23 protein-coding genes and 1 rRNA gene are annotated in these 26,549 nt (G+C 65.5%); 15 read left to right on the top strand and 9 right to left on the bottom strand.

What is annotated here, in order from left to right:
* Positions 1–12: 12 nt before the first annotated feature.
* The 3 genes from V6V88_RS20030 to V6V88_RS20040 all read right to left on the bottom strand — a co-directional run bounded on the left by V6V88_RS20030 (position 13) and on the right by V6V88_RS20040 (position 3,611).
* A complete protein-coding gene (locus V6V88_RS20030) occupies positions 13–1,782 on the bottom strand; it encodes a SulP family inorganic anion transporter (protein ID WP_062842269.1) in 1,770 nt (589 codons plus the stop codon).
* A 95-nt stretch (positions 1,783–1,877) separates the two neighbouring features.
* On the bottom strand, positions 1,878–2,426 hold the full coding sequence (locus V6V88_RS20035) for a hemerythrin domain-containing protein (RefSeq protein ID WP_223576435.1): 549 nt from the start codon (positions 2,424–2,426) through the stop codon (positions 1,878–1,880).
* Positions 2,427–2,450: 24 nt separating this feature from the next.
* A complete protein-coding gene (locus tag V6V88_RS20040; RefSeq protein WP_280001267.1) occupies positions 2,451–3,611 on the bottom strand; it encodes a D-alanyl-D-alanine carboxypeptidase in 1,161 nt (386 codons plus the stop codon).
* A 419-nt stretch (positions 3,612–4,030) separates the two neighbouring features.
* Here V6V88_RS20040 and V6V88_RS20045 point away from each other — a divergent pair, with 419 nt between their 5' ends.
* From V6V88_RS20045 to V6V88_RS20085, 9 genes are all read left to right on the top strand, one after another.
* Positions 4,031–4,489, top strand: a complete 459-nt coding sequence (locus V6V88_RS20045; protein ID WP_056322817.1) for an HU family DNA-binding protein — start codon at positions 4,031–4,033, stop codon at positions 4,487–4,489.
* A gap of 179 nt (positions 4,490–4,668) precedes the next feature.
* A complete protein-coding gene (locus V6V88_RS20050; RefSeq protein WP_223576437.1) occupies positions 4,669–5,181 on the top strand; it encodes a MarR family transcriptional regulator in 513 nt (170 codons plus the stop codon).
* A gap of 98 nt (positions 5,182–5,279) precedes the next feature.
* Positions 5,280–6,440: an MFS transporter gene (locus V6V88_RS20055; RefSeq protein WP_223576539.1), complete on the top strand. Its 1,161-nt coding sequence runs from the start codon at positions 5,280–5,282 to the stop codon at positions 6,438–6,440.
* Between the two features lie 87 nt (positions 6,441–6,527).
* Entirely contained in the window at positions 6,528–9,185 is a 2,658-nt protein-coding gene (leuS, locus tag V6V88_RS20060) for a leucine--tRNA ligase (RefSeq protein ID WP_338616099.1), read from the top strand.
* Positions 9,186–9,196: 11 nt separating this feature from the next.
* Positions 9,197–9,859, top strand: coding sequence for an LPS assembly lipoprotein LptE (gene lptE / locus V6V88_RS20065; protein ID WP_280001262.1), 663 nt, complete (start codon positions 9,197–9,199; stop codon positions 9,857–9,859).
* A gap of 3 nt (positions 9,860–9,862) precedes the next feature.
* Positions 9,863–10,918 (top strand): DNA polymerase III subunit delta, encoded by a 1,056-nt coding sequence (gene holA / locus V6V88_RS20070; protein WP_180100682.1) that lies wholly within the window; start codon positions 9,863–9,865, stop codon positions 10,916–10,918.
* 132 nt (positions 10,919–11,050) lie between these two features.
* Positions 11,051–12,316, top strand: a complete 1,266-nt coding sequence (locus V6V88_RS20075) for a glutamate-5-semialdehyde dehydrogenase (RefSeq protein WP_338616100.1) — start codon at positions 11,051–11,053, stop codon at positions 12,314–12,316.
* Positions 12,317–12,455: 139 nt separating this feature from the next.
* Positions 12,456–12,836, top strand: a complete 381-nt coding sequence (locus tag V6V88_RS20080) for a hypothetical protein (protein ID WP_175236422.1) — start codon at positions 12,456–12,458, stop codon at positions 12,834–12,836.
* 4 nt (positions 12,837–12,840) lie between these two features.
* Positions 12,841–13,626 (top strand): fumarylacetoacetate hydrolase family protein, encoded by a 786-nt coding sequence (locus tag V6V88_RS20085; protein WP_338616101.1) that lies wholly within the window; start codon positions 12,841–12,843, stop codon positions 13,624–13,626.
* Positions 13,627–13,728: 102 nt separating this feature from the next.
* On the opposite strand, the gene V6V88_RS20090 is transcribed toward V6V88_RS20085, so the two are convergent.
* Together V6V88_RS20090 and V6V88_RS20095 are read right to left on the bottom strand one after the other, a co-directional pair.
* On the bottom strand, positions 13,729–15,144 hold the full coding sequence (locus V6V88_RS20090; RefSeq protein WP_338616102.1) for an amidase family protein: 1,416 nt from the start codon (positions 15,142–15,144) through the stop codon (positions 13,729–13,731).
* An 84-nt stretch (positions 15,145–15,228) separates the two neighbouring features.
* Entirely contained in the window at positions 15,229–16,098 is an 870-nt protein-coding gene (locus V6V88_RS20095) for a LysR family transcriptional regulator (protein WP_338616103.1), read from the bottom strand.
* A 118-nt stretch (positions 16,099–16,216) separates the two neighbouring features.
* Between V6V88_RS20095 and V6V88_RS20100 the strand changes: the two genes are divergently transcribed.
* Positions 16,217–17,614, top strand: coding sequence for an MFS transporter (locus V6V88_RS20100; RefSeq protein ID WP_338616104.1), 1,398 nt, complete (start codon positions 16,217–16,219; stop codon positions 17,612–17,614).
* 18 nt (positions 17,615–17,632) lie between these two features.
* Here V6V88_RS20100 and V6V88_RS20105 read toward each other — a convergent pair whose 3' ends face one another.
* Positions 17,633–18,259 (bottom strand): hypothetical protein, encoded by a 627-nt coding sequence (locus tag V6V88_RS20105; protein WP_338616105.1) that lies wholly within the window; start codon positions 18,257–18,259, stop codon positions 17,633–17,635.
* A 109-nt stretch (positions 18,260–18,368) separates the two neighbouring features.
* Here V6V88_RS20105 and V6V88_RS20110 point away from each other — a divergent pair, with 109 nt between their 5' ends.
* The 3 genes from V6V88_RS20110 (at position 18,369) to V6V88_RS20120 (ending at position 21,414) form a co-directional block, all read left to right on the top strand.
* Positions 18,369–19,379, top strand: a complete 1,011-nt coding sequence (locus V6V88_RS20110) for a 3-hydroxyacyl-CoA dehydrogenase NAD-binding domain-containing protein (RefSeq protein ID WP_338616106.1) — start codon at positions 18,369–18,371, stop codon at positions 19,377–19,379.
* Positions 19,380–19,824: 445 nt separating this feature from the next.
* Entirely contained in the window at positions 19,825–20,097 is a 273-nt protein-coding gene (locus V6V88_RS20115; protein ID WP_056322795.1) for a GNAT family N-acetyltransferase, read from the top strand.
* Positions 20,098–21,009: 912 nt separating this feature from the next.
* Positions 21,010–21,414, top strand: a complete 405-nt coding sequence (locus V6V88_RS20120) for a YchJ family metal-binding protein (protein ID WP_338619663.1) — start codon at positions 21,010–21,012, stop codon at positions 21,412–21,414.
* Positions 21,415–21,892: 478 nt separating this feature from the next.
* Here V6V88_RS20120 and V6V88_RS20125 read toward each other — a convergent pair whose 3' ends face one another.
* Both V6V88_RS20125 and V6V88_RS20130 read right to left on the bottom strand, forming a co-directional pair.
* Positions 21,893–23,143, bottom strand: coding sequence for an IS256 family transposase (locus V6V88_RS20125; RefSeq protein ID WP_223576444.1), 1,251 nt, complete (start codon positions 23,141–23,143; stop codon positions 21,893–21,895).
* A gap of 194 nt (positions 23,144–23,337) precedes the next feature.
* Positions 23,338–24,207: a LysR family transcriptional regulator gene (locus tag V6V88_RS20130; protein WP_223576445.1), complete on the bottom strand. Its 870-nt coding sequence runs from the start codon at positions 24,205–24,207 to the stop codon at positions 23,338–23,340.
* Between the two features lie 372 nt (positions 24,208–24,579).
* Here V6V88_RS20130 and V6V88_RS20135 point away from each other — a divergent pair, with 372 nt between their 5' ends.
* Positions 24,580–25,293, top strand: coding sequence for a haloacid dehalogenase type II (locus V6V88_RS20135; RefSeq protein WP_223576446.1), 714 nt, complete (start codon positions 24,580–24,582; stop codon positions 25,291–25,293).
* A 27-nt stretch (positions 25,294–25,320) separates the two neighbouring features.
* A complete protein-coding gene (locus tag V6V88_RS20140; protein ID WP_223576447.1) occupies positions 25,321–26,061 on the top strand; it encodes an aldolase in 741 nt (246 codons plus the stop codon).
* A gap of 253 nt (positions 26,062–26,314) precedes the next feature.
* Here the strand turns inward: V6V88_RS20140 and rrf are convergent.
* Positions 26,315–26,427 (bottom strand): 5S ribosomal RNA (gene rrf / locus V6V88_RS20145).
* Positions 26,428–26,549: the final 122 nt, after the last annotated feature.

The raw sequence follows: 26,549 nt of genomic DNA on the forward strand, positions 1-26,549 counted from the left end.
CCGCCAAACGCCTCAACCGTCGCGCTGCGGGCGGTCCGGCTGGCATTCCCAAAAAATCCGGGCCGTGCACCCTGCGCAGATGTTCCGGTCCAGCTTGGCGTAGATCTCGTGCAACGCCGTCGCCTTGTCCGGAAAGATGTGGTCCTCGCCCAGCCGGGCCAGAAATCCGGTGCGGCGCCACATGTCCATCACCTCGGGCCGGGGCCGATGGAAATACAGATCGCCGCCCATCGCGCGCCGCGCCGCCAGCTCGTCGTCCCAGACCTGCGCGCCGGCCAGGTCGATGAAGTTCATGCTCTTGGCCATCACCAGCAGATGGCGCGGCGCGCCCGGCGCCGAACGCAGATCGTGCAGCCGCTGCGCCACGTGCGCGGCCGCCCCGAAATAGACTGACCCCTCCATGCGCAGCAGCTTGAGCTGCGGGCATTCCGGCAAGGCGTCCGGGTGGTGCTCAAGGACGACGAAGCGGCGATCCGGCCCGCGCGAATCGAAGCCCATCGTGCGCATCGCCGGCCGCGACGTGCGGTGCAGGTACACCATGAGCGACAGCACCGTGCCCAGCAGGATCGCGACCTCCATGCGGATGGCGATCGTGGCGGCCAGCGTGGCCGCGGCGATTGCGCATTCGCCGCGTTGCGTGCGCAACAGGTGGCGCCAGCGCGGAATGTCCAGCAGCGTCCAGGCCACCAGCAGCAGCAGCCCCGAGATCGCGGCATGCGGGATCAACGCCAGAAGCGGCGCCGACACCGCCACCAGCAGCATCAGCAGCAGCGCGGAAAATACCGACGCCAGCGGCGTTTTTGCGCCCGCCTCGAAGTTTGGAATGGAACGATTGAGCGAGCCGCAGGACAGGTAGCACGAAAAAAAGCCGCCCACGATGTTGGACAGGCCCTGTCCCACGAACTCCCGATTCGCGTCGATGCGTTGGCCAGATCGCGTCGCAACCGCCTTGGCAATCGAGATGGATTGCGCCAATGCGACGATGGTCAACGCAAATGCCAGGCTCAAGAGATCGGGCAGCGCGCGCCAGTCGACGCTGGGCACATGAAACGGCGGCCACGGCTGGGCGATTGCCCCCAGCACAGGCACCGGCGTGCCTGCCTGCGGCGTGACCACCGAATTGAAGGCCCACGCCGCGAACGTCCCCGCCGCCAGGCCCAGCAGCATGTAAGGCTTGCGCTTGTCCAGCCTGCGCGCCAGCAGCGCGGTGCCCAGGGTGACAAGCGTCACCAGCAAGGCGCCTGGATGCGCCTGGCCGATATGCGTGGCGATGCTTTCCAGCACCGCGCCCGCACCATGCGCCTCTGTCGAGGGCAAACCCAGCGCGTCCTTGAGCGCATGCACGGCGATCAGCACGGCCGCGCCGCTGGTAAAACCAAACAACGCCGACGGCGAAATGAAGTGCGCCAGCGATCCCAGCCGCAAGGTGCCCACCAGCCACTGCATGATCCCGACCAGCACGGTCACGGCAAGGGCAAGCTGGATGTAGGCGGGGGTGCCCGCGGCTGCCAGCGGCGCCAGCACCGCAAACAGCGCCAGCGAATTGGCGTTGGTCGGTCCGGACATCACATGGCGGCTGGAGCCGAACAACGCCGCCACGATACAGGGCACGATGGCCGAATACAGGCCGTATTCAGGAGGCAGGCCCGCCAGCGTCGCGAACGCGACACCCTGCGGCAGCACCAGCAACGCGCCCAACAACCCCGCCGCCAGGTCGGCGCGCAGCGTCACCCGGTTGACGTCCTCGACCCACGAACCGAACAGCCGGCGCGCGACGTTCATTCCCCCCAGCATCATCCTGTCTTGTTCCCTGGCATCGGCGTTCCCGCCTGTCCGGCAAGGGTAAACGCTCGCCCCCGCCCGCGCAACGCGCCTTTTCAGCCGGCCTCGCCGCCGCGCCGCGCTTTCATGGCCTGACCGATCGCAGCCAGCGCGTCGTCCGGTATCAGCCGCGCCGCCATCGGCAGCAACTCGTCCTCTTCGCGCCGGATATGCGCTTCGTAGGCCTCGGTGAATGCCTGGACCTGCTGCGGCGGCAATTGCGCCGGCCGCCCCGCCGCGATCTCGGACAGCGTCTGGCGCAAGGGTTCCCACAGGCCCGCCAAGCGGCGATGATCGGCCATCAGGCCGTCCACCAGCGCGTGCAGGCACACCGCGTCCGACCCCGCCATCGAGTCGATCAAGGCTGGAAAGAGGTCTTCTTCTTCGTCTTCATGATGATGCGCGGCCGCGGTGTCGAAATACCGGCGGACGCTGGTGGCAGCGGTTTGCGCCGCCGTGTCGCTGCCGTGCGATGGCAGGTGCGCCGCCAGCCGCGCCAGCGTCGCGCATTGGCGTGCGATGCGCCCATGGCAGGCCGACAGCAGCGCCAGCGGATCGTCTGGGCCCGGCGCCGCAGCCGGACCGCCTGGAAAACTCACTGCCATCGCCTGCCTCCGAATCGTGTTGCGTTAACCCGCTGTGCCGCGCCACCACAAACGGATGGAATCCCACGCGCGCCCGGCGATGCCCGCCTCGGCCACGGGCTCCAGCGCCACCACCGGAAAGTGCATGGCGGGCTTGCCGTCCACCGTCACCTTCAGTTCGCCCACCGTCGACTGCGCGGCAATGGGCGCGATCAACGGTGCCCGCGGCGCCCAGGCCGATTCGACCTTCGCGCCGGCGGGCACCGTCACGTAGGCGTCGCGCGAGAATCCCACCTTCAGGCTGTCGGTCTCGCCCTTCCAGACCTCGGGCGTGGCCACGGCCTGTCCGCGCGCATACAGCTTGATGGTATTGAACCCCTGGAAGCCCCATTCCAGCAACTCGCGGCTTTCCTGCGTGCGCAGCTTGTCCGACGCCGTGCCCACCACCACCGTGATCAGCCGCCGCTGATCCTTGCCATTGGGCCGCTGCGCCGTCGCGATGATGCAATAGCCGGCCGAAGCCGTATGGCCCGTCTTCAGCCCGTCCACACTGGGATCCAGCCAAAGCAGCCGGTTCCGGTTGGGCTGAGTGATCTTGTTGAACGTGAACTGCCTGGCCGAATCGTAGGTCTTGTAGAGCTGCGGAAAGTCCCGGATGAACCGCGTGGCCAGGATCGACAGGTCGCTGGCGGTGGAATACGTGTTCGGATCCGGCAGCCCATGCGGGCTGGCAAAGCGCGTGGCGTGCAAGCCCAGCCGGGCGGCGGTGTCGTTCATCCGCGCAACGAAGGCTTCGACGCTGCCCGACACGGCCTCGGCCAGCGCAACCGCCGCGTCATTGCCTGACTGGATCATCAGGCCGCGCAGCAGGTCGTCCACCGACACCTTGGAGTTGGGCTCCAGGAACATCTTGGAGCTGCCCGCCGGCACCTTCCAGGCCCGCGTCGAGATGGTGACCAGCTGGTTGGCGGTCAGCTCTTTCTTCGTCATCGCATCGAACACGACGTAGGCCGTCATGATCTTGGTCAGGGACGCCGGCTCGATGCGCATAGTGGCCGCGTGCGACGCGATGACCTGGCCGCTGGTCTCATCCAGCAGCAGCCACGCCTTGGCCGAAAGCGCCGGCGCCGGCATCGATTGCGCCATGGCGCTGGATATACAGGCGGTCGCAACGAGCAGGCTCGCCGCCAACTTCTTCATCAACATATAGCTGCTTCACTTCCATGTTCTGTTTTCTTCGGGCGCGCGCAACGCGCTTGGGACAAGTCCGAATCACGGGACGTTCCGCCCATGCCCGCCGCGCGCGCCGCCCGCAATTGGAACATGCGCCACAAGATAGGTTCATCCGCATGCGCGGCAATGGTCCCTGAGCGCGCACGTTGCGCCGTACATTGGCCCACGCGCGCGCCCCGCAAACGCGAGCCGTCGGAACGTCAGCGAACGTCACGACTTCTTGCGAAACCCCTTGCAGAAGGCACTTTTCTGCGTGGAAACAACAAACAGTGGCTTAAAACCCGCTGCAAAGCCGCTTTTACCGCCACTCTTCCGCTATCATCGGGCGCGTAGCGTCAAATGCCGATATCCGGCACGCGCTGCTCCATGTCCTCAACATACGGATTTTGACCATGGCCACGAAAGCTAAAGCTCCTGCCAAGAAAGTCACCAAGACCGCCGTCAAGGCGCCCGCAAAGAAGGCAACTGCCGCCAAGCCCGCCGTGAAGCCGGCTGCCAAGAAGGCCGTCGCCGCCAAGAAGGTCGCTGCCGCCCCCAAGGCCATCAAGGCCGCGATGAACAAGACCCAGCTCATCGCCTACATCGTTGAGCAATCCGGCGTCGAAGCCAAGTCGGTCAAGGCCGTCCTGGCCAGCCTGGAAACCTCGGTGCTGGGCTCCGTGGACAAGAAGGGCGCTGGCGAATTCACGATGCCCGGCCTGTTCAAGGTCGCCGTGCAGAAGGTTCCCGCCAAGGCCAAGCGCTTCGGCAAGGATCCGTTCACGGGCGAAGAGCGTTGGTTCCCCGCCAAGCCGGCTTCGGTCAAGGTGAAGGTTCGCCCGCTCAAGAAGCTGAAGGACGCCGCGCAGTAATTTCATTACGCGCAGTATCCGGTCAAGCCGGGAAGGGCCCGCCTCGCAAGAGGCGGGCCCTTCTTCATTTGCGCGCGTCTTTGGCTCCGCAGGTGGCGCGCTTTGCATCGGCCGCAAGCCGCTGCTAGAATTTTGTCTTTACGTGAAGATACTTCACATTGACACACCAGCCCGCCGCCATGGATGACCTTGTCGATCTCGTGATCTCGCAATGGACGCGGGAATGCCCTGCGCAGGACTTCGCCGCCATGTCGGTGGTCGCCCGCCTCTTCCGCCTGAACGCATTCGCCGCCCGCAACGTCAATCGCACGTTTCGCCAGTACAACCTGCATCAGGGCGAATTCGACGTGCTCGCCACGCTCTACCGCACCGGCGCGCCGTATGCGATGAATCCGCAAAAACTCGTGCAAGCCCTTTTGCTGACGTCCGGCGCCATGACCAACCGCCTGGACCGGCTGGAAGAGGCCGGGCTGCTCGTGCGCAGTCCCAATCCCGACGACCGGCGCGGCGTCATCGTGTCGCTCACCGCCGACGGGCTGCGCACGATCAAGATCCTGCTCAAGGACTACCTGAGCGACCTGAATGATCTGCTGGAACCGCTGTCCGCCGCGGAGCGCCGCCAATTGGCGGGCCTTCTGAAAAAGCTGCTGATCAAGCAAGACCAGGAAACGCCCGGCAGCGTCGACGCCTGAGCTGCCTGCCTCCCACCGTCATCACCCTTTTCAGCCTCAGATCAGTGACTTCTCCTACGCAATCCACGCCCACGCTCACCGCGCCCATCATCCTCTTGATGTCCGTGGCGACCGGCCTGGCGGTCGCCAGCAACTACTACGCGCAACCCCTGCTGCACACGATCGGTCAGCAGTTCTCGATTTCGAATGCTGCCGCCGGCACCATCGTCACAACGGCGCAGCTCAGCTACGCAGTAGGCCTGATGCTGCTGGTGCCGCTGGGCGACATGTTCGAGCGCCGCGCGCTGATCGTGTTGATGAACCTGCTGGCCGCGGGCGGCCTGCTGATCTCGGCCTTTGCCGGCAACATCGCGGTGCTGATCCTGGGCACCGCCCTGACCGGCATGCTGTCCGTCGTCGCCCAGATCCTCGTGCCCTTCGCCGCCACGCTGGCCGCGCCCCACGAACGGGGCAAGGCCGTCGGCACCGTCATGAGCGGGTTGCTCCTGGGCATCCTGCTGGCCCGCACCGCGGCCGGCGCGCTGGCCGACATAGGCAGCTGGCGCACGGTGTACTGGGTGGCCGCCATCCTGATGCTGTGCATGTCCGCCGTCCTGTGGCGCGTGCTGCCCCGCTACCAAAGCCCCACGGCAATGAGCTACCCGCGCCTGCTGGGGTCGATCCTGCGCATGTTCGTCGAGGAACCCCTGTTCCGCGCCCGGTCCCTGATTGGCGGACTGCTGTTTGCCGCCTTCAGCATGCTGTGGACCCCGCTGACCTTCCTGTTGGCCGGCCCGCCTTATGAATACAGCAACACCACCATTGGCCTTTTCGGCCTGGCCGGCGCCGCCGGGGCCTACGCCGCTAACCGCTTCGGCCGCCTTGCCGACCGCGGACTGGGCAACCTTGCCACCCGCGTGGGCCTGCTGCTGCTCCTGGGTTCCTGGGGACTGATGGCGTTTGGCCAGGTGTCGGTCGTTGCGCTGCTGGCGGGCATCCTGGTGCAGGATCTGGCGATCCAGGGCGTTCACGTCACCAACACCAGTTCCATCTACCGCCTGCGGCCCGAAGCGCGCAGCCGCCTGACCGCCGGATACGTCACCTGCTACTTCATCGGCGGCGCCTCGGGTTCGCTGGTATCGTCCTGGCTGTACGCCCATTTCGGCTGGCCGGCGGTGGTCACGGCGGGCGCCGTCCTGGCGGCCCTCACGCTGGCTTATGGCGCCCTTGCGCCCAGTGCGCGCATCCCGGAAATGCCCTCGCCCCCTGCCCGCCCCTAGCACCTCCTATAATCAGGGGTTTTGACCGCCACCGCGCCCCGGCGCGATGGGGCGGCTCACCCCTTTTTCGCCACCGCGCACGAGCCCATGCAGGAACGCTACCTCCCCACTACCGTCGAAGCGGCCGCCCAACAAGACTGGCAGGCCCGCGACGTCTATCTGGTCCAAGAACACGCAAAGAACCCCGACGGCTCCGAAAAGCCCAAGTTCTACGCGTGCTCCATGCTGCCCTATCCCAGCGGCAAGCTGCACATGGGCCACGTGCGCAACTACACCATCAACGACATGATGGCCCGCCAACTGCGCATGCGCGGCTACAACGTCCTGATGCCCATGGGCTGGGACGCGTTCGGCATGCCGGCGGAAAACGCGGCCATCAAGTCCAAGGTCCCGCCCGCCAAGTGGACCTACGACAACATCGCCTACATGAAGAAGCAGATGAAGGCGATGGGTCTGGCAATCGACTGGACGCGCGAAATGTGCGCCTGCGATCCGCAGTATTACAAGTGGAACCAGTGGCTGTTCCTGAAGATGCTCGAAAAGGGCGTCGCCTACCGCAAGACCCAGGTCGTCAACTGGGACCCGGTCGACCAGACCGTGCTGGCCAACGAACAGGTCATCGACGGCCGCGGCTGGCGTTCGGGTGCGCTCGTCGAAAAGCGCGAAATCCCGGGTTACTACCTGCGCATCACCGACTACGCCGACGAACTGCTGGGCGCGGTCCAGAACGACCTGCCCGGCTGGCCCGAGCGCGTTCGCCTGATGCAGGAAAACTGGATCGGCAAGTCCGAGGGCCTGCGCTTTGCCTTCCCCCACCAGATCGCCGGCCAGGATGGCCAACTGATCCAGGACGGCAAGCTGTACGTCTTCACCACCCGCGCCGACACGATCATGGGCGTGACCTTCTGCGCCGTGGCGCCGGAACACCCCCTGGCCACGCACGCCGCCGCCACCAATGCGCCGCTGGCCGCGTTCATCGAGCAGTGCAAGCTCGGCGGCACGACCGAGGCCGAAATGGCCACGCGCGAAAAAGAAGGCATGCCCACGGGCCTGTTCGTCACGCACCCCATCACCGGCGCGCAGGTTGAAGTCTGGGTCGGCAACTACGTGCTCATGACCTACGGCGACGGCGCCGTCATGGGCGTGCCGTCGCACGACGAGCGCGACTTCGCCTTCGCCAAGAAATACGGCCTGCCCATCGTGCAAGTCGTGGACGTGGCCGGCAAGGACTACTCCACCGACGCCTGGCAGGAATGGTACGGCGACAAGCAGTCGGGCCGCACGATCAATTCCGGCAAGTACGACGGCCTGTCCTACAAGGAAGCCGTGGACGCCATCGCGGCCGACCTGGGCGAAAAGGGCCTGGGCGAAAAGCAGACCACCTGGCGCCTGCGCGACTGGGGCATTTCGCGCCAGCGCTACTGGGGCACCCCGATCCCGATCATCCACTGCGCCGACTGCGGCCCGGTGCCGGTGCCCGAAAAGGACCTGCCCGTGGTCCTGCCCGACGACCTCATCCCCGACGGCAGCGGCAACCCGCTGGCCAAGAACGAAGCCTTCCTGTCCTGCGCCTGCCCCAAGTGCGGCAAGCCCGCCCGCCGCGAAACGGACACGATGGACACGTTCGTGGACTCGTCCTGGTACTTCATGCGCTACACCTCGCCCGGCAACGACAACGCCATGGTCGACCAGCGCAATGACTACTGGATGCCGATGGACCAGTACATCGGCGGCATCGAGCACGCCGTGCTGCACCTGCTGTACGCGCGCTTCTGGACCAAGGTCATGCGCGACATGGGCCTGCTCAACTTCGACGAGCCCTTCACCAAGCTGCTGTGCCAGGGCATGGTGCTGAACCACATCTATTCCCGCAAGACGCCCCAGGGCGGCATCGAGTACTTCTGGCCCGAAGACGTCGACAACGTCTACGACGACCGCGGCGCCATCGTCGGCGCCAAGCTGAAGTCGGACGGTTCGGCCATCAACTACGGCGGCGTGGGCACGATGTCCAAGTCCAAGAACAACGGCGTCGATCCGCAATCGCTGATCGACACGCTGGGTGCCGACACGGCCCGCCTGTTCGTCATGTTCGCCAGCCCGCCCGAGCAGACCCTCGAATGGTCCGATTCCGGCGTCGAAGGCTCCAACCGCTTCCTGCGCCGTCTCTGGTCCATCAGCTACAACCGCCGCGAAGCCATCGCCCGCGGCCTGGCCCGCGGCGCGGACTGGGCGCAAGCGCCCGCCGCGGTCAAGGACCTGCGCCGCGAGGTGTACGGTCTGCTCAAGCAGGCCGACTACGACTACCAGCGCATTCAGTACAACACCGTCGTGTCCGCCTGCATGAAGATGCTGAACGCCATCGATGATGCCAAGCTGCCCGAAGGCGCCGAGGCCGATGCCGCCTATGCCGAAACCGTCGGCGTCCTGCTGCGCGTGCTCTATCCGGTCGTGCCGCATATCACCTGGCACCTGTGGCAGGATCTGGGCTACGCCAAGGAACTCGGCGACCTGCTCGACGCCCCGTGGCCGCATGTGGACGAAGCCGCCCTCGTCGCCGACGAGATCGAGCTGATGCTGCAGGTCAACGGCAAGCTGCGCGGCTCGATCCGCGTGGCGGCCAAGGCGGCCAAGGAAGATATCGAGAAACTGGCAGCCAGCCAGGAAGAGGTCGCCCGATTCCTGGAGGGCCGTCCGCCCAAGCGCGTCATCGTGGTTCCGGGCAAACTGGTCAACGTCGTAGGCTGATGAGGTCAAGCATGCACTTCGCCGGGCAACAATCGCAAGTCTCCCGCCAAACCTGGCTGCTGCGCGGCGCCTGCCTGGCGCTGTTCATGCTGCTCTCCGCCTGCGGCTTCGCGCTGCGCGGCACCACCCCGATGCCCTTCGACACACTGTACGTGGGCATTCCCGACAACATCCAGTTCGGCGCAGACCTGCGCCGCGCGCTGCGCGCGGCCTCGCCCAACACCAGACTGGTGGATTCGCGCAAGGAAGCCCAGGCGATCCTCCAGCAGGTCAGCGACACGCGCACGCTGCGTGAGGTCTCGCTGAACGCGCAAGGCCGTGTCGAATCCTACGAACTCGGCATCAACTACACGTTCCGCCTGATCGACGCCAAGGGCCGCGCCCTGGTCCCCGACACGACGCTGTCCATCTACCGCGAAATGCCGTACGACGACCAGGTCGTGCAGGCCAAGCAGGGCCAGATCGAAACGCTGTACAAGGCCATGCAGCGGGACCTCGTCTCGCGCGTGCTGCGCCGCATCACCGCGCCGGACGTGCACAAGGCATTCGAAGCCGCGCAAGCGGGCGGCGACGACGCAAACGCGCCGCTGTTCGACCCCAACGAGCCGCAACGACCGCGCGTGCCCACGCCCTGGCAGACGCCGTCCGTCACCGATCCGGCCATCGTCCGCTAGTCCATGGCACAGCCTCTGGACGCGGATCGGCTGGCCGAACACCTCCAGCGGCCCGGCAATCGCCTGGCGCCGCTGTACACGGTGTCGGGCGACGAGCCGCTGCTGGTGACCGAAGCCGTCGACGCGCTTCGCGCCGCCGCGCGCAACGCCGGCTACACCGAGCGCCTGTCCATGGTGATGGACGCGCGCAGCGACTGGAGCGCGGTCATTGCCGCCACCCAGAGCGTGTCGCTCTTTGGCGACCGCCGCATCCTTGAAATCAAGATACCCACCGGCAAGCCGGGCAAATCCGGCGCCGATACCCTGACCAAGCTGGCCGAACAGGCCGAAAAGCAGCCAGACGCCGACACCCTGGTGCTGATCGCGCTGCCCCGTCTGGACAAGGCCACCCGCGAAAGCCGCTGGATGCAGGCGCTTGCCCGCGCCGGCATGTCTGTCGATATCGCCAACATCGAGCGCGGCCGCCTGCCCGCCTGGGTCGGCATGCGCCTGGCGCGCCAGAACCAGCGCGCCGACAGCGCCACCCTGCAATGGATGGCGGACAAGGTCGAAGGCAACCTGCTCGCCGCCCACCAGGAAATCCAGAAGCTGGGCCTGCTCTACCCCGAAGGCCAGCTTGCCCCCGAGGACGTCGAGCGCGCCGTGCTGAACGTCGCCCGCTACGACGTCTTCGGTCTGCGCGATGCCATGCTGGCCGGCGACATCGGCCGCACCATCCGCATGATCGACGGCCTGCGCGCCGAAGGCGAAGCGCTGCCGCTGGTGCTGTGGGCAGTCGGCGAAGAAATCCGCCTGCTGGCGCGCATTGCCGAGGCACGCGCGCTGGGCCAGGACGCGGGCGGCCTCATGCGCCGCCTGCGCATTTTCGGCGCGCATGAACGCCTTGCGCTGCAGGCCCTGAACCGGGTGCAGCCCAACGTCTGGCCCGCCGCCGTGCAGCACGCCCACGAAGTCGACCGCCTGATCAAGGGCCTGTCGGTGCCCGGACGCCTGTCGGACCCCTGGGAAGAAATGACCCGGCTGGCCCTGCGCGTGGCCGCCGCCGGCGGCCGACCGTGAAGGCGGCTTCGCCGCCTGCCTCCCGCCCCCCCATCCGGTCCGCCGACCGGATCTCGCCCGGCCCTCCCGCCGGATATACACTGACTCTTCAGGCGGCGCCCGCGCCGCCTTCTCCACAAGATCGACGCCGCCATGTCCTCGTCCTCCATCGAACAAGCCATGCTGACCCTGGGCGAAAACGCCCGCCGCGCCTCGCGCGCCATGATGCGCGCCGACAGCGCCGCCAAGAACCGGGCGCTGATCGCCATGGCCGACGCGCTGGCCGCCAGCCACGACGAACTGAAAGCCGCGAACGAAAAGGACGTGGCCGCCGCCCGGGCCAATGGCCTGGAGCCCGCCCTGCTCGACCGCCTGACCCTGTCGGACAAGACGCTGGCGCACATGGCCGAAGGACTGCGCCAGATCGCCGCCCTGCCCGACCCGATCGGAAGCATCACCGCCACCACCGTGCGGCCCAACGGCATGCGTGTCGCCCAGATGCGCGTGCCATTGGGCGTGATCGGCATCATTTATGAATCGCGCCCCAACGTCACCATCGACGCCGCGGCCCTGTGCCTGAAGTCCGGCAACGCCGCCATCCTGCGCGGCGGCAGCGAAGCCCTGCACTCGAACGTGGCCCTCGGCCGCATCGTGCAGACCGGCCTGGCCGCCGCGGGCCTGCCGCAGGATGCCGTGCAGGTCGTCGCCACGACGGACCGCGCCGCCGTGGGCGCGCTCATCGCCATGACCGAGCACATCGACGTCATCGTGCCGCGTGGCGGCAAGGGTCTCATCGCCCGGCTGTCCCAGGAAGCGCGCGTGCCGCTCATCAAGCACCTGGACGGCAACTGCCACATCTACATCGACGCGGCGGCAGACCCCGACAAGGCCCACGCCATCGCCCTGAACGCCAAGACCTACCGCTACGGCATCTGCGGCGCCATGGAAACGCTGCTGATCGACGCCGTGGCCGCCGTGTCCATATTGCCCAGCCTGGCCGCCGCCTTCGCCGAACACGGCGTCGAACTGCGCGGCTGCCCGCGCACGCTGGCGCTGCTGCCGCACGCCACGCCCGCCACCGAAGAAGACTGGGCCACCGAATACCTGGCGCCCATCCTGGCCGTGCGCATCGTCGACACGCTGGACGACGCCATCGAACATATCGCGCGCTACGGTTCGGGCCACACCGACGCGATCGTCACGCAAGACCTGTCGGCGGCCCAGCGCTTCCAGCGTGAAGTCGACTCCAGCTCCGTCTACGTCAACCTTCCCACCTGCTTTGCTGACGGCTTCGAATATGGGCTGGGCGCCGAAATCGGCATCTCCACCAATCGCCTGCACGCGCGCGGCCCGGTCGGTCTGGAAGGCCTCACAACGCTAAAGTGGGTCTTGAACGGCGAAGGCCAGACCCGCGGCTGACCCAGCCCAAGCGCCCGACCGGCGCTACTGACGCGGCCCTGAACACGGGGCCGCGCCAAGCCCTCTACAATAGGGCCAGCTTTTTTTGCCTGAATTTGTCCATCCCACGCGGTCCCGCCGCGCATCGTTGAGATCCCCCATGCATTCACCCGTCATGGCAATGGCCTTCAGCCTGTTTGTGCTGTGTTTCATCACCTGCACGATCAGCGGCATCGTGCTGTTCTTCTTCAAGACCCAGCAGGTCAATGCGGCCCTCAAGCACCCCTATCTACAGCATCGGCCGTTCAAGCAATTCCCGCTGGCGATCCAGGCTGCGATCATGCTCGATTATTTCTTCCGCCTGATGTTTCCCGGCACGCGCATGTGGTTGATCGGCAATGCCAACGACCTGCTTGCCCACGTCGATCCCAAGAAGGTTCCGCTGTCCCTCAAATGGCCGATCGTCGGCTTCTGGGGTTCGTGCTGGCTGGGCCTGATCGCCATGATCGTCTTGTGGATCATGCTGTTCGTCGGAGCCTGAACGCATGCAAATCAGATTTGAAGACTATCCCGGCAGCATCGACGCCGCGCGCTTTCTGATCGCCGCGCGCCAGGCAGGCGTGGCCGGCCCCCGCCTGCCTGCGGAATGCCGGCCGCAGTCCCTGGGCCAGGCCTTCGCCGTGCAGCAGCGCACCGCTGAACTTCTGCGCGAAACGCGCCAGGACACCATCGCGGCCTGGAAAAGCGCCCTACCCTCGCCCGAAAAAACCGTCGTGGCGCCCATCTATGCCTCGGGCACGGCTGACGCCGCGGCCGGGCCGGTCGCCACCCGCGATGCCGTCGTGCGCATCGAACCCGAAATCGCGTTCGAAATCGCCCGCGACCTGCCGCCGCGCGACACACCCTACACCGAAGCCGAGATCGATGCCGCCGTCGGCGGCGCCCGCCTGGCGCTCGAAGTTCTGGGCTGCCGCTACGCCGCCCCCGAACATGCAAGCCTGCCCGAGCTGCTGGCGGACCACATGTTCAACCAAGGCCTCGTCCTGGGCCCGCGGATTTCATCGCCCGACGCAGCCCCCGGCTGCATGACCATCACGTTGACGGTCGATGGCGTTGAAGTCGAGCAGCACGCGGGCATCCACCCGAACGACCGCCCCAAGGCCGGCCTGTACTGGCTGGCCAATTTCCTGCGCGAGCAAGGCCTGGGGCTGACGGCCGGCCAGCACGTCATCACCGGCTCATACGCGGGCTTTCTGGACGTGCCCGCCAATCAAGACATCGAACTGGCGTACGGCGATCTGGGCGTGCTGAAGGTGCGCTTCGGCGGCTAAGGCCGCACGGACGGCCACCTTCAGGCCGCCTCACTTTCAGGCTGGCCCACCTTCTGGCCGTCCCACCTTCAGGCGGCCCCGCCGTTATCCACCAACCGCCAATTACTTCGGCGCGGGCTCGGCGATACTGATCGGCTCGCCGGCCGCCTCGATGATTTCGCCGGCCGCCAGGCACAGGTCCTCGCGGTACCGCCCCGCCACCACCTGCACGCCCACCGGACTCGGGCCCGAGCTGCTCATGGCGCTACCCATCGCCACGGACAGTCCCGGCAAGCCCATGAACGGCAGACCGATCTGGGTCATCTGCGCGCGCCACACGCGCGCATAGGCCGCGTCGCCTTGCAGATCCAGGTTGTCGGGAAATGGCAGTTCGGCCGACACCGGCAAAAGCAGCACCGGATACTCGGCAAAGAACATCTCCCACAAACGCGTGAGCGTGGCGCGACGCGTCAGCACCGCCGAAAAGGTCGTCAGATCCGCGCCCGCCGCCTTGTCGCGTTGCCCGGCCAGCGCCACCAACGCGCCCGGGTCGCCTTCTTTTTCCGCAGCCGCCAGCATGGCGTCGTAGCCGTCGGCCATCCACATGCGGATCTGCAGATCTGCGGCCTCTTGCATCGGCGGCAGCGCTTCAAGCGTATCGACTGTCCAACCCGCCTCGCTCAGCCGCCGCGCCGCTTCCTGCAACGCCTTCACCACTGCGGGATCGGTATCCATGCCTTCCGGGTTCAGACACAGCGCGGCGCGCCGCGGCGCCTCCGGTCCGGTCAGCGGCGCCGGCACCCACCACGGATCGCGCGGATCCGGCACAGCCAGCGCGGCCAGACCCAGCCGCACATCGGCAATCGTGCGGCCCAGCGGTCCCGACACGGCGGTGATCTGCCCGCCGATCGAACGCTCCGGCAGCGAGGCGTTGTAGGCCGCCACCCTGCCCAGCGATGGACGCAGGCCATGCACGCCGCACGCATAGGCGGGGTAACGGATCGACCCGGCGATGTCGGTGCCATGCGCCAAATGCCCAATGCCTGCCGCCACGGCAGACGCGGCGCCGCCCGACGAACCGCCGGGCGTCAGCGCCGGATTCCGCGGGTTACGCGTGTCGCCATGCAACACGTTGCCGGTAAACCAGCGCAGCGAAAACGCCGGCGTGTTCGTGCGGCCCAAAATCACCGCGCCGGCCCGCCGCAAGTTGTCGACGACGGGACTGTTCCGTTCGGCAATGAGGTCTTTCTGCAACCGCACGCCGTTGGTCGTGGCAAAGCCCGCCTGATCCACGTTGACCTTCACGGTCACGGGCACGCCGGCCAGCAGGCCGGGATCTTCTCCGCGCGCGATCGCCGCGTCCACCTCGGCCGCCTGCGCCAGCACGTCTTCGGGCCGATGATCCACCACCGCGTTGATCGCGGGATTGACGGCATCGAGCCGCTGCAGCGCGCTTTGCGCGGCCTGCACGGCGGACACTTCACGCTTGCGGACAAGGGCGGCAAGCTCAACTGCGGACAAACGCCAAAGATCGGACACGCGCAACTCCTGAGGTCGTGGGTTTTCCTGCGGGCCAGCAAACCTTAGCGCCAGTCGCGCCGCGCGACAAGCCTCGGCTTGCCGCTAATTGCTCTCTTCAAAGACCTCGACAATCGCGTCGGCCACGGCCCGCACGCGCGCGGTACGGTTCAGGTCGCCATGCATCACCAGCCACAGGTCATACGCCTCGGCGCGCGCTGGCCAGATGCGCACCAGGTCCGGATGGTCAGGCGCCATGTGCGTGGGCAGCTCGCCGATGCCAAGCCCCGCCACGACCGCGTCGATGATCATCAACCCCGAATTCACCTCGACACCGATGCGGCCATTGCGCGTCGGTTCGCCACAAAGGGAATCCGACCAGCCCGGCAGCACGGCTTGCTGATAGGCGATCAAGGTGTGCCCCGCGAAGGCGGTGCCAGGCTTGGGCTCTCCGTGCGCGTTCAGGTACGCGCGCGACGCATACAGGCCGACCTCCTTGCGCGCCAAGTGGCGATGGATCAGATCGGGGTTGTCGGGCTTGATGTTGCGGATGGCCAGATCGGCCTCACGGCGCGTCAGATTGCTGATCTGGATGCCGGTCGTCAGCACCACGCGAATGTCAGGGTGTTCGGCGTGGACCCGCTTGATGGCCTCCATCACGAAATAACGGGCAACCGTCTCCGAGGCTGCCACGCGAACCACCCCCGACAGCCGGTGATCCAGCCCCTGCATCTGGCGCTGCAGCTGGTCCGCCGCCTGCTCCATGCGTTCGGCGGCCGCAAACGCAAGCTCGCCCGCCGAAGTCGGGACGTAGCCACCGGGCGTGCGCAAGAACAGGCGCGCATCCAGCGACGCCTCCAGCGCGGCTAGGCGCCGTCCAGCGGTGGCCTGGTCGATCTGCAGCACCGCCGCCGCCCCGCGCAGCGTTCCCACACGGTAGATGGCCAGAAATATCCTCGCGTTGTCCCAATCCATTTGACGTCCGTGATGCACTTTTGCATGACTATAAAGCAGTAATACGGCTTTTTTGCATCACAACAAGCGCCTAAGCTTTGCAACTCCCGCTCCCCGCCCCCTCGAAAAGAGTCCCATCATGTCATCCGCCTGCCGCCCCATCGCCGCCCAAGACGCGCTGCCCGTCGCCGCCACGGGATGGGTGCCGCTTGTCACCCTGGCCATCGGATTCGTCATGGCCATGCTCGACGTAACCGTGGTCAATGTGGCGATTCCCAGCATCGCGCTCCAGTTCGCCGTCCCGCTTACCGACCTGGTGTGGATCGTCGACGGCTACACGCTGACGTTCGCCGCCCTGCTGCTGGTCGCCGGCGCGTTGGCCGACCGCTACGGCGCCAAGACCCTCTACCTTGCCGGCTTGGGGGTGTTCACCGCCGCGTCACTGCTCTGCGGCCTGGCGCCAAACGCCGACACCCTGATCGCGGCCCGCATGCTGCAAGGCGTCGGCGCGGCGCTTTTCATGCCAAGCTCGCTCAGCCTGCTCACGCACGCCTATGACGACGAAAGCGTGCGCAACCGCATGCTGGCCGCCTGGTCCGCCATCGTGGCGGTCGCTGGCGCATCGGGACCGTTGCTGGGCGGCGCGCTGATCCACCAATTTGGATGGCGCGGCATCTTCCTCATCAACATCCCGCTGGGCCTGGCAGGCCTGTGGCTAGCCCGCCGCCGCATCGCGTCCGCGCCACGTCGCGCCCGCGCGCTCAACCCCATGAGCCACGTGCTCGGCGTCGTGGCGCTGTCCAGTCTGTGCTTCGTGCTGATCCAGGGCAACGCCTATGGCTGGACCTCCCCGGCCATCGCAGCCACGATGCTTCTGGGCCTGGCCGCCGCCGCGCTTCTGGTGCACCGCGAACGGCAGCACGCCGAACCCATGCTCCCGCGGACGCTATTCGCCACCCCGCAATTCTCCGCGGCCAACGCGGTGGGGTTTCTCATCAACCTCGCGGCGTATGGCCAACTATTTTTGCTAAGCCTGTTCCTGCAGCATGCACGCGGCGCCGATGCATTGCAGACCGGCATCGAACTGGTGCCGATGCTGGCGGTGTTCTCCATCGGCAACCTCATTTCGGGGCGCGTGTCGGCGCGTTGGAATGTGTCGGCATCCCTGTTGGGCGGCGTCTCGCTCGCGGCCGCAATGAGCGCCGTCGGCATCGCCGCGTTCACGCCCGGCGTCGCGTACTGGCCATTTGCCATCGTCGTCGCGCTGGCCAATCTGGGCGTGGGGATCGCCGTGCCGGCGATGACCAGTATCGTCATGCAGGTATCCGGCCGCCAGCACGCCAACAGCGCGGCCGCCGCCCTGAATGCCAATCGCCAATCCGGCGCGCTGGTCGGCGTCGCGGTGATGGGCACCCTTCTGCATCTGCAGCCCGACTGGCACGTCACGTTGCCCGCCGCCTACGGCGTCATTACCGCCAGCTATGGCATCACGGTTGTGCTCGCATGGCGCTATCTGCGCCGCGCCCGCAACGCCTGAGCCGGCATGTAAGCCTCGTCATCCGGCGGGCGGGATTTCCACGCCGCGGCCGGCATAGAACCTGTCGAAGTCGGCCAGCGGCAGCTCCACGTCCGCCTGCGAGCCCGGCTCGCCCGACGGGTTATGAAACGTCACGGCGTCGGGCGTGGCGCGCGTCACCAGCACCAGATGCCCGCCCTTTTTCGCGGGCAGCACAGCAGGCCAGCGAATCGACGGATGTACCGAGGCCATGAAGTAATCCGCCCGCGCCATCAGCTCAGGCAGGCCTGAAGCCGGCAAGTCCACGCGCACGTGCGCACGCATGCCAAAGACTTCCGCGACGTATTGCACGAACGGTGCGTAGATCAGGCCCCTGATGCTTCCGTCCGGTTCCTCGACGTACGCCCCGTAAGACAAGCTGCGCCGCGCCAGCTCCAGGGTCGGATAGGCGTGGCCGGTGCGCGCCGCGAGCACCATCTTCAGACACGCCATCCCGCACACATGGCTGGCCCAACGCACGTACTCGTCCAGATCCAGCGCCCCGGAATTGCGCCACGCGGGGTCGTCAGCCAGCGCCAGGTCCCCGCGAATGATCTCGCCCGCCCGATGCGCGGATTCCCATTGGCAGAAATACGGTACGGTCGCGCGCGCAGGCGTCGGACGCATGCAAGCCTCCTGGCGATTTCGAAAAGCCCTATCTTGCCGCCGCTCAGCTTGCATGGCAACGGCATCGGCTTTGCTTCACAATGAAGCAAACCCAACAACGGAGACCTGCATGTCCAGCCTTGCTTCGTCCAGCTCTGCTTCGTCAAACCCGCCGTCGTCGCCGTCTGGCTTGCACGGCTCCGCTTCCTCCACCGCCATCCCCATCCGCCGCGTCGCCATCGTCGGCGCCGGCACGATCGGCGCCAGTTGGGCGGCGCTTTTTCTCGCGCACGGACTGGAAGTCGTGGTCAGCGATCCCAGCCCGCATGCCGAAGCCCAAACCATCGCCCGCTTGCAGGCGGCTTGGCCGGTCCTGGCCGAACTTGGCCACGTGCGCTCCGGCGGCACCGCCGACGCGCTACGCTTCGAACCCGACCTCGAAAAGGCGTTGACCGGCGTGGATTTCGTGCAAGAGAACGCGCCCGAACGCGAAGACTTCAAGACGGACCTGTTTGCCCGCATCGACGCCGTCCTGCCCCCGCACGTCATCGTCGCATCGAGCTCATCGGGACTCATCATGAGCCGGCTGCAATCGCGCTGCCGCCATCCCCAACGGTTCGTGATCGGCCACCCCTTCAATCCGCCACACCTCATTCCGCTGGTCGAAGTCGTCGGCGGCGACCAGACGTCCGCCGACACCATGGACCGCGCCATCGACTTCTATCGCAGCATGGGCAAACACCCCATCCGCCTGAACAAGGAAGTCCCCGGCCACATCGCCAACCGCCTGCAAGCCGCCCTGTGGCGCGAGGCCATCCACCTTGCCGCCGAAAACGTCGCCAGCGTCGCGGACATCGACGCCGCGGTATCGCAAGGCCCGGGCTTGCGCTGGGCGCTCTTCGGCCCGCACATGACGTTCAACCTGGGCGGCGGCGAAGGCGGTCTGGCGCATTTCATGCACCACCTCCTGGGCCCGGTGCAAACTTGGTGGGACGATCTAGGCGCACCCGAGGTCACGCCAGCGCTACAGCAACGCCTGATCGAAGGCGTCAACGCCGAGGCCGGCCACCGCAACATCGCCGACCTCGTCGAAACCCGCGACGCGCAACTCACCGCATTGATCAAGGTGCTGCACCGGTAAAGCCCTCAGCGTTGAGCCAGAGCTGCGCGCCGTCGGCGCTAATATCGGTAACCCGTCATTGATATCGCCATCCGCCATCGCTCACCGATCCCCGGGCCGCACCCGGCGAACCGACTCCGGGCGCGGCTTTTTGACGGCGTCTTGTATACGATGGCAAGCGCCTGGCTCCACGGCGGCAGATTTCCGAGTCGGCAACCCTGGTCGCAGGCTCGAAACTTGCTCGCTGAACTGAAGTCCGTCCTTTTCCGGTTTACAGAGCGGTGTTTGCCGTTCTGTCCACGAGAGGGGTTTGAAACGCGTTCGGCGCGAAGCGGGGCTGCCCTGTGTGACTCGCACGCGGTGAGCACGGTTAATGCCCGGCGCGATCCTCAATTAGCGCGTTGTTTGTGAATGCGGCGCGGGCCTCAGTAACGCCCGCTCCACCGCCACCCAAGGAGTTTCTTGAATGATTTCCGTAATACACGACACCGACCGCTCCCGCTTCACCGCCACTGTCGACGGCGTGCTATGCGTGCTGGACTATCAACTGCAAAACGGCGCCATGGCAATCACGCACACCGGCGTACCCAGCGCGGTCGGCGGCCGCGGCATCGCCGCCGAACTGACCCAACAAGCCCTGCTCACCGCGCGCAAAAACGGCTGGAAGGTCAAACCCTATTGTTCCTACGCCGACGCCTACATCAGACGCCATCCCGAATACGCCGACCTGCTGGCCTGACGCGATCTCCCGATCCGTTCTCCGCCTTTACCTGCGAGTCCTTTTCGCCCGACCTGGCGCTAATGCAGAATGCCCTCCGCCTGCGCCATATCTTGGCTGCAGTCGCAGCGGCGCTCGGTTTGGCAGCTTTGCCTGTCGTCCCGCCAAGTTGCCGTAATTTGTAGCGGTGATCAGGCACGAGCTCTTGTCGCGCAATTGCGTTGCCTCGATCGGCGCCCCGATCCGTGGCTTCGATCCGTTGCCTCGATCCTCCGCCCCGACTCGCTGGCTCGTTTCGTTGCCTCGATACGCTGCGTGGGCCCGTTGTCTCGGCCCGTTGTCTCGATCCCTTGCCTCGGCTTGCGGGCCAGATCCATTGCCTCGATCCGTTGCGTCGACTCGCTGCCTTGATCCGTCGCATCGACTCGCTGCCTCGATCCGTTGCCTCGATCCGTTGCCTCGGTCCGCTTCCTCGATCTGTTGCCTCGATCCGTTGCCTCGACTCGCTGCCTCGATCCGTTGCCTCGGTCCGCTTCCTAGATCCGTTGCCTCGATCCGTTGCCTCGATTCGTTGCCTCGGTCCGTTGCCTCGATTCGTTGCCTCGGTCCGTTGCCTCGGTCCGTTGCCTCGACTCGCTGCCTCGATCCGTTGCCTCGAGCCGTTGCCTCGAGCCGCGTCGCCTCGATTGCTTGCCTCAATCTGATGCCCTGTCTAGCGGCCATATCAATCGCCTCAGCCTCGCGCGGCCCAGGTGAAGCGACCCCTTGTTTTTTGTTCTGCCGTATCGTCAGAAGCCTAGATCTGACGAATCGAGCGGGCTTCCGGCCTCGCTTCCAAATTGGTTTTATCTGCCGCTCGCCTCGATCCGTTATGCTGACCGCTTGAACACTTCTGATTCTCTGATCCGCGTCCGGATCCAATTGCCCCAAGCCGTGCCAAAGCAACCCAGCCCCTCCAATCCCTCCTGCCCCTGCGGCAGCTCCCGTACCTACGCCGAGTGCTGCGGCCGCTGGCACGACGGCCCGCAGGCGCTGCAAGCCCCTACGGCCGAAGCCCTCATGCGCTCACGTTACAGCGCCTTTGTGCTGGACAACCTGCCTTATCTGCTGGCAACGTGGCACCCGCGCACGCGCCCTGCGTCACTCGAGCCCAACCCGCCCGGCCTGAAATGGCTGGGCTTGCAAATCAAGGCCGCGGCAGATCAGGACGCAGAACACGCAACCGTCGAGTTCGTGGCCAGAAGCCGCCTTGACGGCCGCGCCAGCCGCATGCACGAGACCAGCCGCTTCCTTCGAGAAAACGGACTGTGGTTCTACCTAGACGGCGAAGTACGCTGAAGGGAAACCTCCAGCCACGATCGCGGCCGTGATTAACGCCGAATTTGACGCCGAGTTTGACGCCGCGATGAGGCAGCGATGAGATCACGATTGACGTCGTACTTGAAGCCGCGATGTTGTCGCGATTGACGCCGTGTTTGACGCCGCAATATTGCCGCGACTGACGTCGTGTTTGAGGCCGCGATGCTGCCGCGAATGTCGCGGTGTTTGAAGCCGCAATGTTGCCGCTACTGACGCCGTGTTGGGCGCCGCAATGTTGCCGCGACTGACGCCGAGTTTGAGGCCGCGATGTTGCCGCGAGTATCGCAGTATGTGAGGCCGCGATCGGGTCCAGGATTGGGACCACGACTGTGGCCAGAATGGTGCCCGTGACTGCCGCCGTGACTGCTACCACGACCGCTGCCGGGAGTGTCAGTATTTTTGTGTTTGAGGCGTTAGAAGCCTGATAGTTGTTTCGATCAGGCTTATGGATGCTATCTCAGCGATACGGGTCAGTGAAGCGTTCTGCATAAATCACGGCGAACTGGTTCATAGCGGCCTTCCAGTCGTGCGTGGCGCTGCCCCAGGCCCCGGTGATGTTGCGCAAGACCAGCCACAGTAGCTTGGTGGCCGCTTCGTCGCTTGGGAAGTGACCTCGCGTTTTCACCGCGCGGCGCAGTTGGGCATTAATGCTCTCGATCGCATTTGTGGTGTAAATCACCTTGCGGATCGCCGGTGGGAACGTAAAGAACGGGATCACACGGTCCCAGGCCCGGCGCCATGCGTCAGCGATCGGGGCGTAGCGCTGGCCCCAAGGGCCTTGCTCGAACTGCACGAGCGCGGCCAGCGCTGCCTCCACGGTCGCTGCCGTGTAGATCGGCCTTAGCGCCGCAGCCACCGTCCGGCGCTCCTTCCAGCTGGCGTATTCCAGGCTGGAGCGGATCAGGTGCACGATGCAAGTCTGCAGCGTCGTGGCCGGGAACACCGCATTCAGCGCCTGCTCCATGCCTTTCAGACCGTCAGTGACAGCGATCAGGATGTCCTGCGTGCCGCGGGTCTTGAGCTCGTTGAACACCTTCATCCAGAACTTGGCGCCTTCGGTCTGCTCGATCCACAGGCCCAGGATGTCGCGCGTGCCGTCTGGCAACACCGCCAGCGTTAAGTACACGGCCTTGTTGCGCACCACGCCGTCCTCGCGGATCTTGACCCGCAGCGCGTCGAAGAACACCACCGGATACATCGTCTCCAGAGGCCGCGTTTGCCAGGCCGTGACCTCGTCCATCACCGCGTCGGTCACCGAGCTGACGAACTCCGGCGAGACTTCCGTGCCGTACTGCTCGAGCAGAAACCCTTGGATCTCGCGCACGGTCATGCCGCGGGCGTACATGGCGATGATCTTGTCGTCGAACCCGGTAAAGCGGCGCTCGTGCTTGGGGATCAGGATCGGGGCGAAGCTGCCATCGCGGTCGCGTGGGATCTCCACCCGCAGCGGCCCGTCATCGGTCAGGACTGTCTTGGAACTCTTGCCGTTGCGTTGATTGGTGGCCTGCTCGGGGCGCTCGCCGCCCGCCGGATAGCCCAGGTGGTGGCCCAATTCCGCTCCCAGGGCCCGTTCGATCAGCGCCTTCTTGAACGCCATCGACAGGTTCTGCACCGCCTCGGCGGTCATAGGGCCTTTGACGAATTGATCAACCAACTCTGCGGGAATCGCCGGCAGTTCCCTCAGCGGTGTCTTTTTCTTGGTAGCCATACATGCTCCTTGAGCAACATGTTAGGCCCCAAACACAAAATTTATGACACTCCCCCGCTGCCGCGACTGTATCCATGACTGCCGCCGTGACCGCCACCATGACTGTCGCTTGTGCTGCGGCCGTCACCACGACGTAGATTTGACGCTACACCGCGCGGCCTCTCCCGCTTGACCCGACCTGCCAAACGTCCCTGCTACGTCACCGGCTGCTTCATCTCCCCACCAATCGCCTGCTTCAGCGCACCCACCAGATCCTGGCCAACGCTGCCGAGGGCGCGCGCGTCGCCCACGATCGCCAGCTCGGTCGGCGGCACATCGGCAAATCCGTCCGCGGCGCCCAGTTCGACATGCGTATCAAGGCGCGCCGAAGCCGGCAACAGACTGACGCCCAGCCCCGCTGCCACGGCCGCCTGCACGCCAGCCAGACTGTGGCTGTGGTAGGCGACATGCCACGGCCGCCCGGCGCTCTCCAGCGCATAGATCATCCGCTTGCGGTAGACGCATCCCTGCGGAAAAAGAACCAGTGGCACGACGGCCGCCGCTTGATTGCGCGCTTGTCCGCCCACCCACACCAGCCGTTCCGGCCACGCCGCAAGGCAAGGCCCTTCACCCGGATCCCGCTTGACCAGCGCCAGATCGAACTCGCCGGCCGCCAGCCCCGCCCGAAGATCCGTGCTCATGCCGCTCAAGGTTTCCAGCCGTACCTGCGCATGCCGCGCCGCAAACTCCGCCAACAGCACCGTCAGCCGCGACACATCGAAGTCCTCAGGCACGCCCAATCGAATCACGCGAGCGCTTCTCGGCGCCGACAGTACATGCTCGGCCTCCCCCGCAATCGCAAGCAAGCGCCGCGCGTACGCCAACATGACTTCGCCGTCCTCAGTCGCAGACACATTGCCGCCGGCGCGGTCCCGCAGCAGCAAGGTCTTGCCCACGCTCTGTTCAAGCTTGCGCACTTGCTGGCTAACCGTCGACTGCGTGCGATGAACACGGCTGGCCGCCCGAGTGAAACTGCCTTCGTCCACGACGCAAACCAGCGTCTTCAATAGTTCAAGATCGAGCATCGGCTTTGATTAATTGATGTTGAAGTGCCGCTCACGAGCGAGTTGGATTGCCTCCAAATCTTCCCGCCCTGACCGGCTCGGCTAGCCCTGGCATCTAACCTCTACACCTAGACAACAAAGCAGGTCGGGCGCGGCGCGCTTGTACGTCGGCGCCGGGCGCTTCCCCCAGCGCCGTTTGCGCACTCACGGCGTGCAGCTCATCAGCTGGATGGGACGGCCCTTCTTGCTAGCGGAGCCACCCGTGCACTACGACGCTTGTTAAGCATACCGCCGCTCATTGGCTCCACAACTAAGGTAAGCGCATTAATTAATTTTACAACTTAGAGCGGCGGGCCTTACGCTGAAAGCTCCGATCTCTCTCCGAGGACCGACATGCCTTTTAACCAAGCTCCCCGCCCGCAATGGCTGACCTTCGACTGCTACGGCACGCTCATTCAATGGGACGAAGGCTTGCAAGCCGCAGTGGAAAATATCCTCGCGGGCCGCGAGGCCGCAATGAACCGGCCGACCGCTGCGCAGTTCCTGCATATATGCGATGGGCACGAGCACCACCTTGAACAGACGCCGCCCTACCGCAACTTCGCCGAGGTCACCCGCGAATCGTTACGCCTCACCATGGCGCATTTCGGCCTTGAGTACCGGCCCGAAGACGCGGAGACACTAACGGGCAGCATTTCCCGCATGCCCCCCTTCCCGGAAGTCGTCGACACACTCGGCAGGCTCAAACAAGCCGGATTTAGCCTGTGCATCATCTCCAACACCGATGACAACATCATCGCGGGCAACGTGGCCCAAATGGGTGGCCATATCGACCGCGTCATTTCAGCTGAACAGGCCCGCGCGTACAAACCCTCACCCGCCATCTTCGCGCACGCTCATCAAAAGCTTGGCGTCACCCCGGCAGACGTCGTTCATATCTGCGCCAGCCCTCATCTGGATCTCGCTGCAGCACGCGACATTGGCTTTCGCTGCATCTGGATCGACCGCGGCACCGGCCGCAAACCCTTGCCTGACTACCAGCCTGACGCTACCGTAGCAACTCTGGATCGCGTGCTGGACGTTTTCAGTAAAGCCGGCTGGCTCTGATCCCCAACCCATCCCTTGAAGGTTGTCATGAACCAGGAACCCGGTTTTGCCAACGCACTCTTCCATGCAGATCCCGTCACCGCTCTACGCACGGACCTGGCGCTGGCCCTACGTGCGGCCGCGGCCCACGGACTGGGCGAAGGCGTCTGCAATCATTTCAGCGTGGCACTGCCGGGCGATCCCGATCATTTCCTTCTGAACCCACGTGGCCTCATGTGGAACGAGGTGCAGGCGGACGACATCGTGCTAGTGGACGCGCACGGCAACAAGCTTGCCGGCCGCCACGAAGTCGAGCCCACCGCCATGTTCATCCACGCCGCCATCCACCGCATCGCCGGCAAGGCCTGCGTGCTGCACACCCACATGCCCTACGCCACGGCACTCACCCTAACCACGGATCGCGGCTTGGACACCACCCTGTCCCAAAACGCCATGCGCTTTCACGGCCGCCTCGCCATCGACGGCGCCTATAACGGACTTGCGTTGGATGTGTCCGAAGGCGAGCGCATCGCGCACGCCATGCAAGGCGCGGACATCGTCTTCCTCGGCAACCACGGCGTCGTTGTCTGCGGCGAACGTCTCGACTACGCCTACGACGATCTCTTCTTCCTCGAGCGGGCCTGTACGGCCCAGGTCTTGGCGCAATCCACCGGCCGTCCCCTGGTTCCCGTCCACGCCGACCTCGCCGCCAAGGTTGCGGCCCAGATTCAAAGCGAACGCCTGCAATCCGAGCCATTTTTCGCAGCGCTGCGTCGCCAGCTACCGTAGTCAGAAGAATATCCGACTCAAACAGCAGAGCATCCGATCCAGCCATAAACAAAACCCCCTCGCGGCGCCAGCCGCGAGGGGGTTTTTAATTAAATTCCGATCCTGCATTCCCGTTGCTGCATTCCCGTTGCTGCATTCCCTTTGCAGCATTCCAGATACCCGCATTTCCGATGCTGGAATCCCAATTCAGTAATCCCGACGCCCCAAAGACAAAACCCCGCAGGGGATACCTGCGGGGTTTTGAGCAATAAAAGCCTGACGATGACCTACTTTCACAGACGTCCGTCCACTATCATCGGCGCAAAGGCGTTTCACTGTCCTGTTCGGGATGGGAAGGAGTGGGACCACCTTGCTATGGTCGTCAGGCGTAACTGGTTGAGCAGCTGCGGGTTAGGCAACAGCTCCAATCTTGGAAGAAGCGCAACGCGTGGCGATCAGAGCCTGGGGCTCGATGATCGGCGCACGGTGGGGTGTAATTGTGTTGGCTG

Origin of the sequence: Achromobacter sp. E1 (genome assembly GCF_037039475.1) — a bacterium.
GTDB lineage: Bacteria > Pseudomonadota > Gammaproteobacteria > Burkholderiales > Burkholderiaceae_B > Achromobacter > Achromobacter mucicolens.

What these genes read in the sequence shown, in the direction of transcription:
- V6V88_RS20030 (WP_062842269.1), bottom strand. Translation starts at nt 1,782, where the DNA reads ATGAACGTCGCGCGCCGGCTGTTCGGTTCGTGGGTCGAGGACGTCAAC.
- holA (WP_180100682.1), top strand. Translation starts at nt 9,863, where the DNA reads ATGGCACAGCCTCTGGACGCGGATCGGCTGGCCGAACACCTCCAGCGG.
- V6V88_RS20040 (WP_280001267.1), bottom strand. Translation starts at nt 3,611, where the DNA reads ATGTTGATGAAGAAGTTGGCGGCGAGCCTGCTCGTTGCGACCGCCTGT.
- V6V88_RS20085 (WP_338616101.1), top strand. Translation starts at nt 12,841, where the DNA reads ATGCAAATCAGATTTGAAGACTATCCCGGCAGCATCGACGCCGCGCGC.
- V6V88_RS20105 (WP_338616105.1), bottom strand. Translation starts at nt 18,259, where the DNA reads ATGCGTCCGACGCCTGCGCGCGCGACCGTACCGTATTTCTGCCAATGG.
- V6V88_RS20115 (WP_056322795.1), top strand. Translation starts at nt 19,825, where the DNA reads ATGATTTCCGTAATACACGACACCGACCGCTCCCGCTTCACCGCCACT.
- V6V88_RS20140 (WP_223576447.1), top strand. Translation starts at nt 25,321, where the DNA reads ATGAACCAGGAACCCGGTTTTGCCAACGCACTCTTCCATGCAGATCCC.
- V6V88_RS20075 (WP_338616100.1), top strand. Translation starts at nt 11,051, where the DNA reads ATGTCCTCGTCCTCCATCGAACAAGCCATGCTGACCCTGGGCGAAAAC.
- V6V88_RS20080 (WP_175236422.1), top strand. Translation starts at nt 12,456, where the DNA reads ATGCATTCACCCGTCATGGCAATGGCCTTCAGCCTGTTTGTGCTGTGT.
- V6V88_RS20050 (WP_223576437.1), top strand. Translation starts at nt 4,669, where the DNA reads ATGGATGACCTTGTCGATCTCGTGATCTCGCAATGGACGCGGGAATGC.
- V6V88_RS20045 (WP_056322817.1), top strand. Translation starts at nt 4,031, where the DNA reads ATGGCCACGAAAGCTAAAGCTCCTGCCAAGAAAGTCACCAAGACCGCC.
- lptE (WP_280001262.1), top strand. Translation starts at nt 9,197, where the DNA reads ATGCACTTCGCCGGGCAACAATCGCAAGTCTCCCGCCAAACCTGGCTG.
- leuS (WP_338616099.1), top strand. Translation starts at nt 6,528, where the DNA reads ATGCAGGAACGCTACCTCCCCACTACCGTCGAAGCGGCCGCCCAACAA.
- V6V88_RS20125 (WP_223576444.1), bottom strand. Translation starts at nt 23,143, where the DNA reads ATGGCTACCAAGAAAAAGACACCGCTGAGGGAACTGCCGGCGATTCCC.
- V6V88_RS20095 (WP_338616103.1), bottom strand. Translation starts at nt 16,098, where the DNA reads ATGGATTGGGACAACGCGAGGATATTTCTGGCCATCTACCGTGTGGGA.
- V6V88_RS20100 (WP_338616104.1), top strand. Translation starts at nt 16,217, where the DNA reads ATGTCATCCGCCTGCCGCCCCATCGCCGCCCAAGACGCGCTGCCCGTC.
- V6V88_RS20035 (WP_223576435.1), bottom strand. Translation starts at nt 2,426, where the DNA reads ATGGCAGTGAGTTTTCCAGGCGGTCCGGCTGCGGCGCCGGGCCCAGAC.
- V6V88_RS20130 (WP_223576445.1), bottom strand. Translation starts at nt 24,207, where the DNA reads ATGCTCGATCTTGAACTATTGAAGACGCTGGTTTGCGTCGTGGACGAA.
- V6V88_RS20055 (WP_223576539.1), top strand. Translation starts at nt 5,280, where the DNA reads ATGTCCGTGGCGACCGGCCTGGCGGTCGCCAGCAACTACTACGCGCAA.
- V6V88_RS20110 (WP_338616106.1), top strand. Translation starts at nt 18,369, where the DNA reads ATGTCCAGCCTTGCTTCGTCCAGCTCTGCTTCGTCAAACCCGCCGTCG.
- V6V88_RS20135 (WP_223576446.1), top strand. Translation starts at nt 24,580, where the DNA reads ATGCCTTTTAACCAAGCTCCCCGCCCGCAATGGCTGACCTTCGACTGC.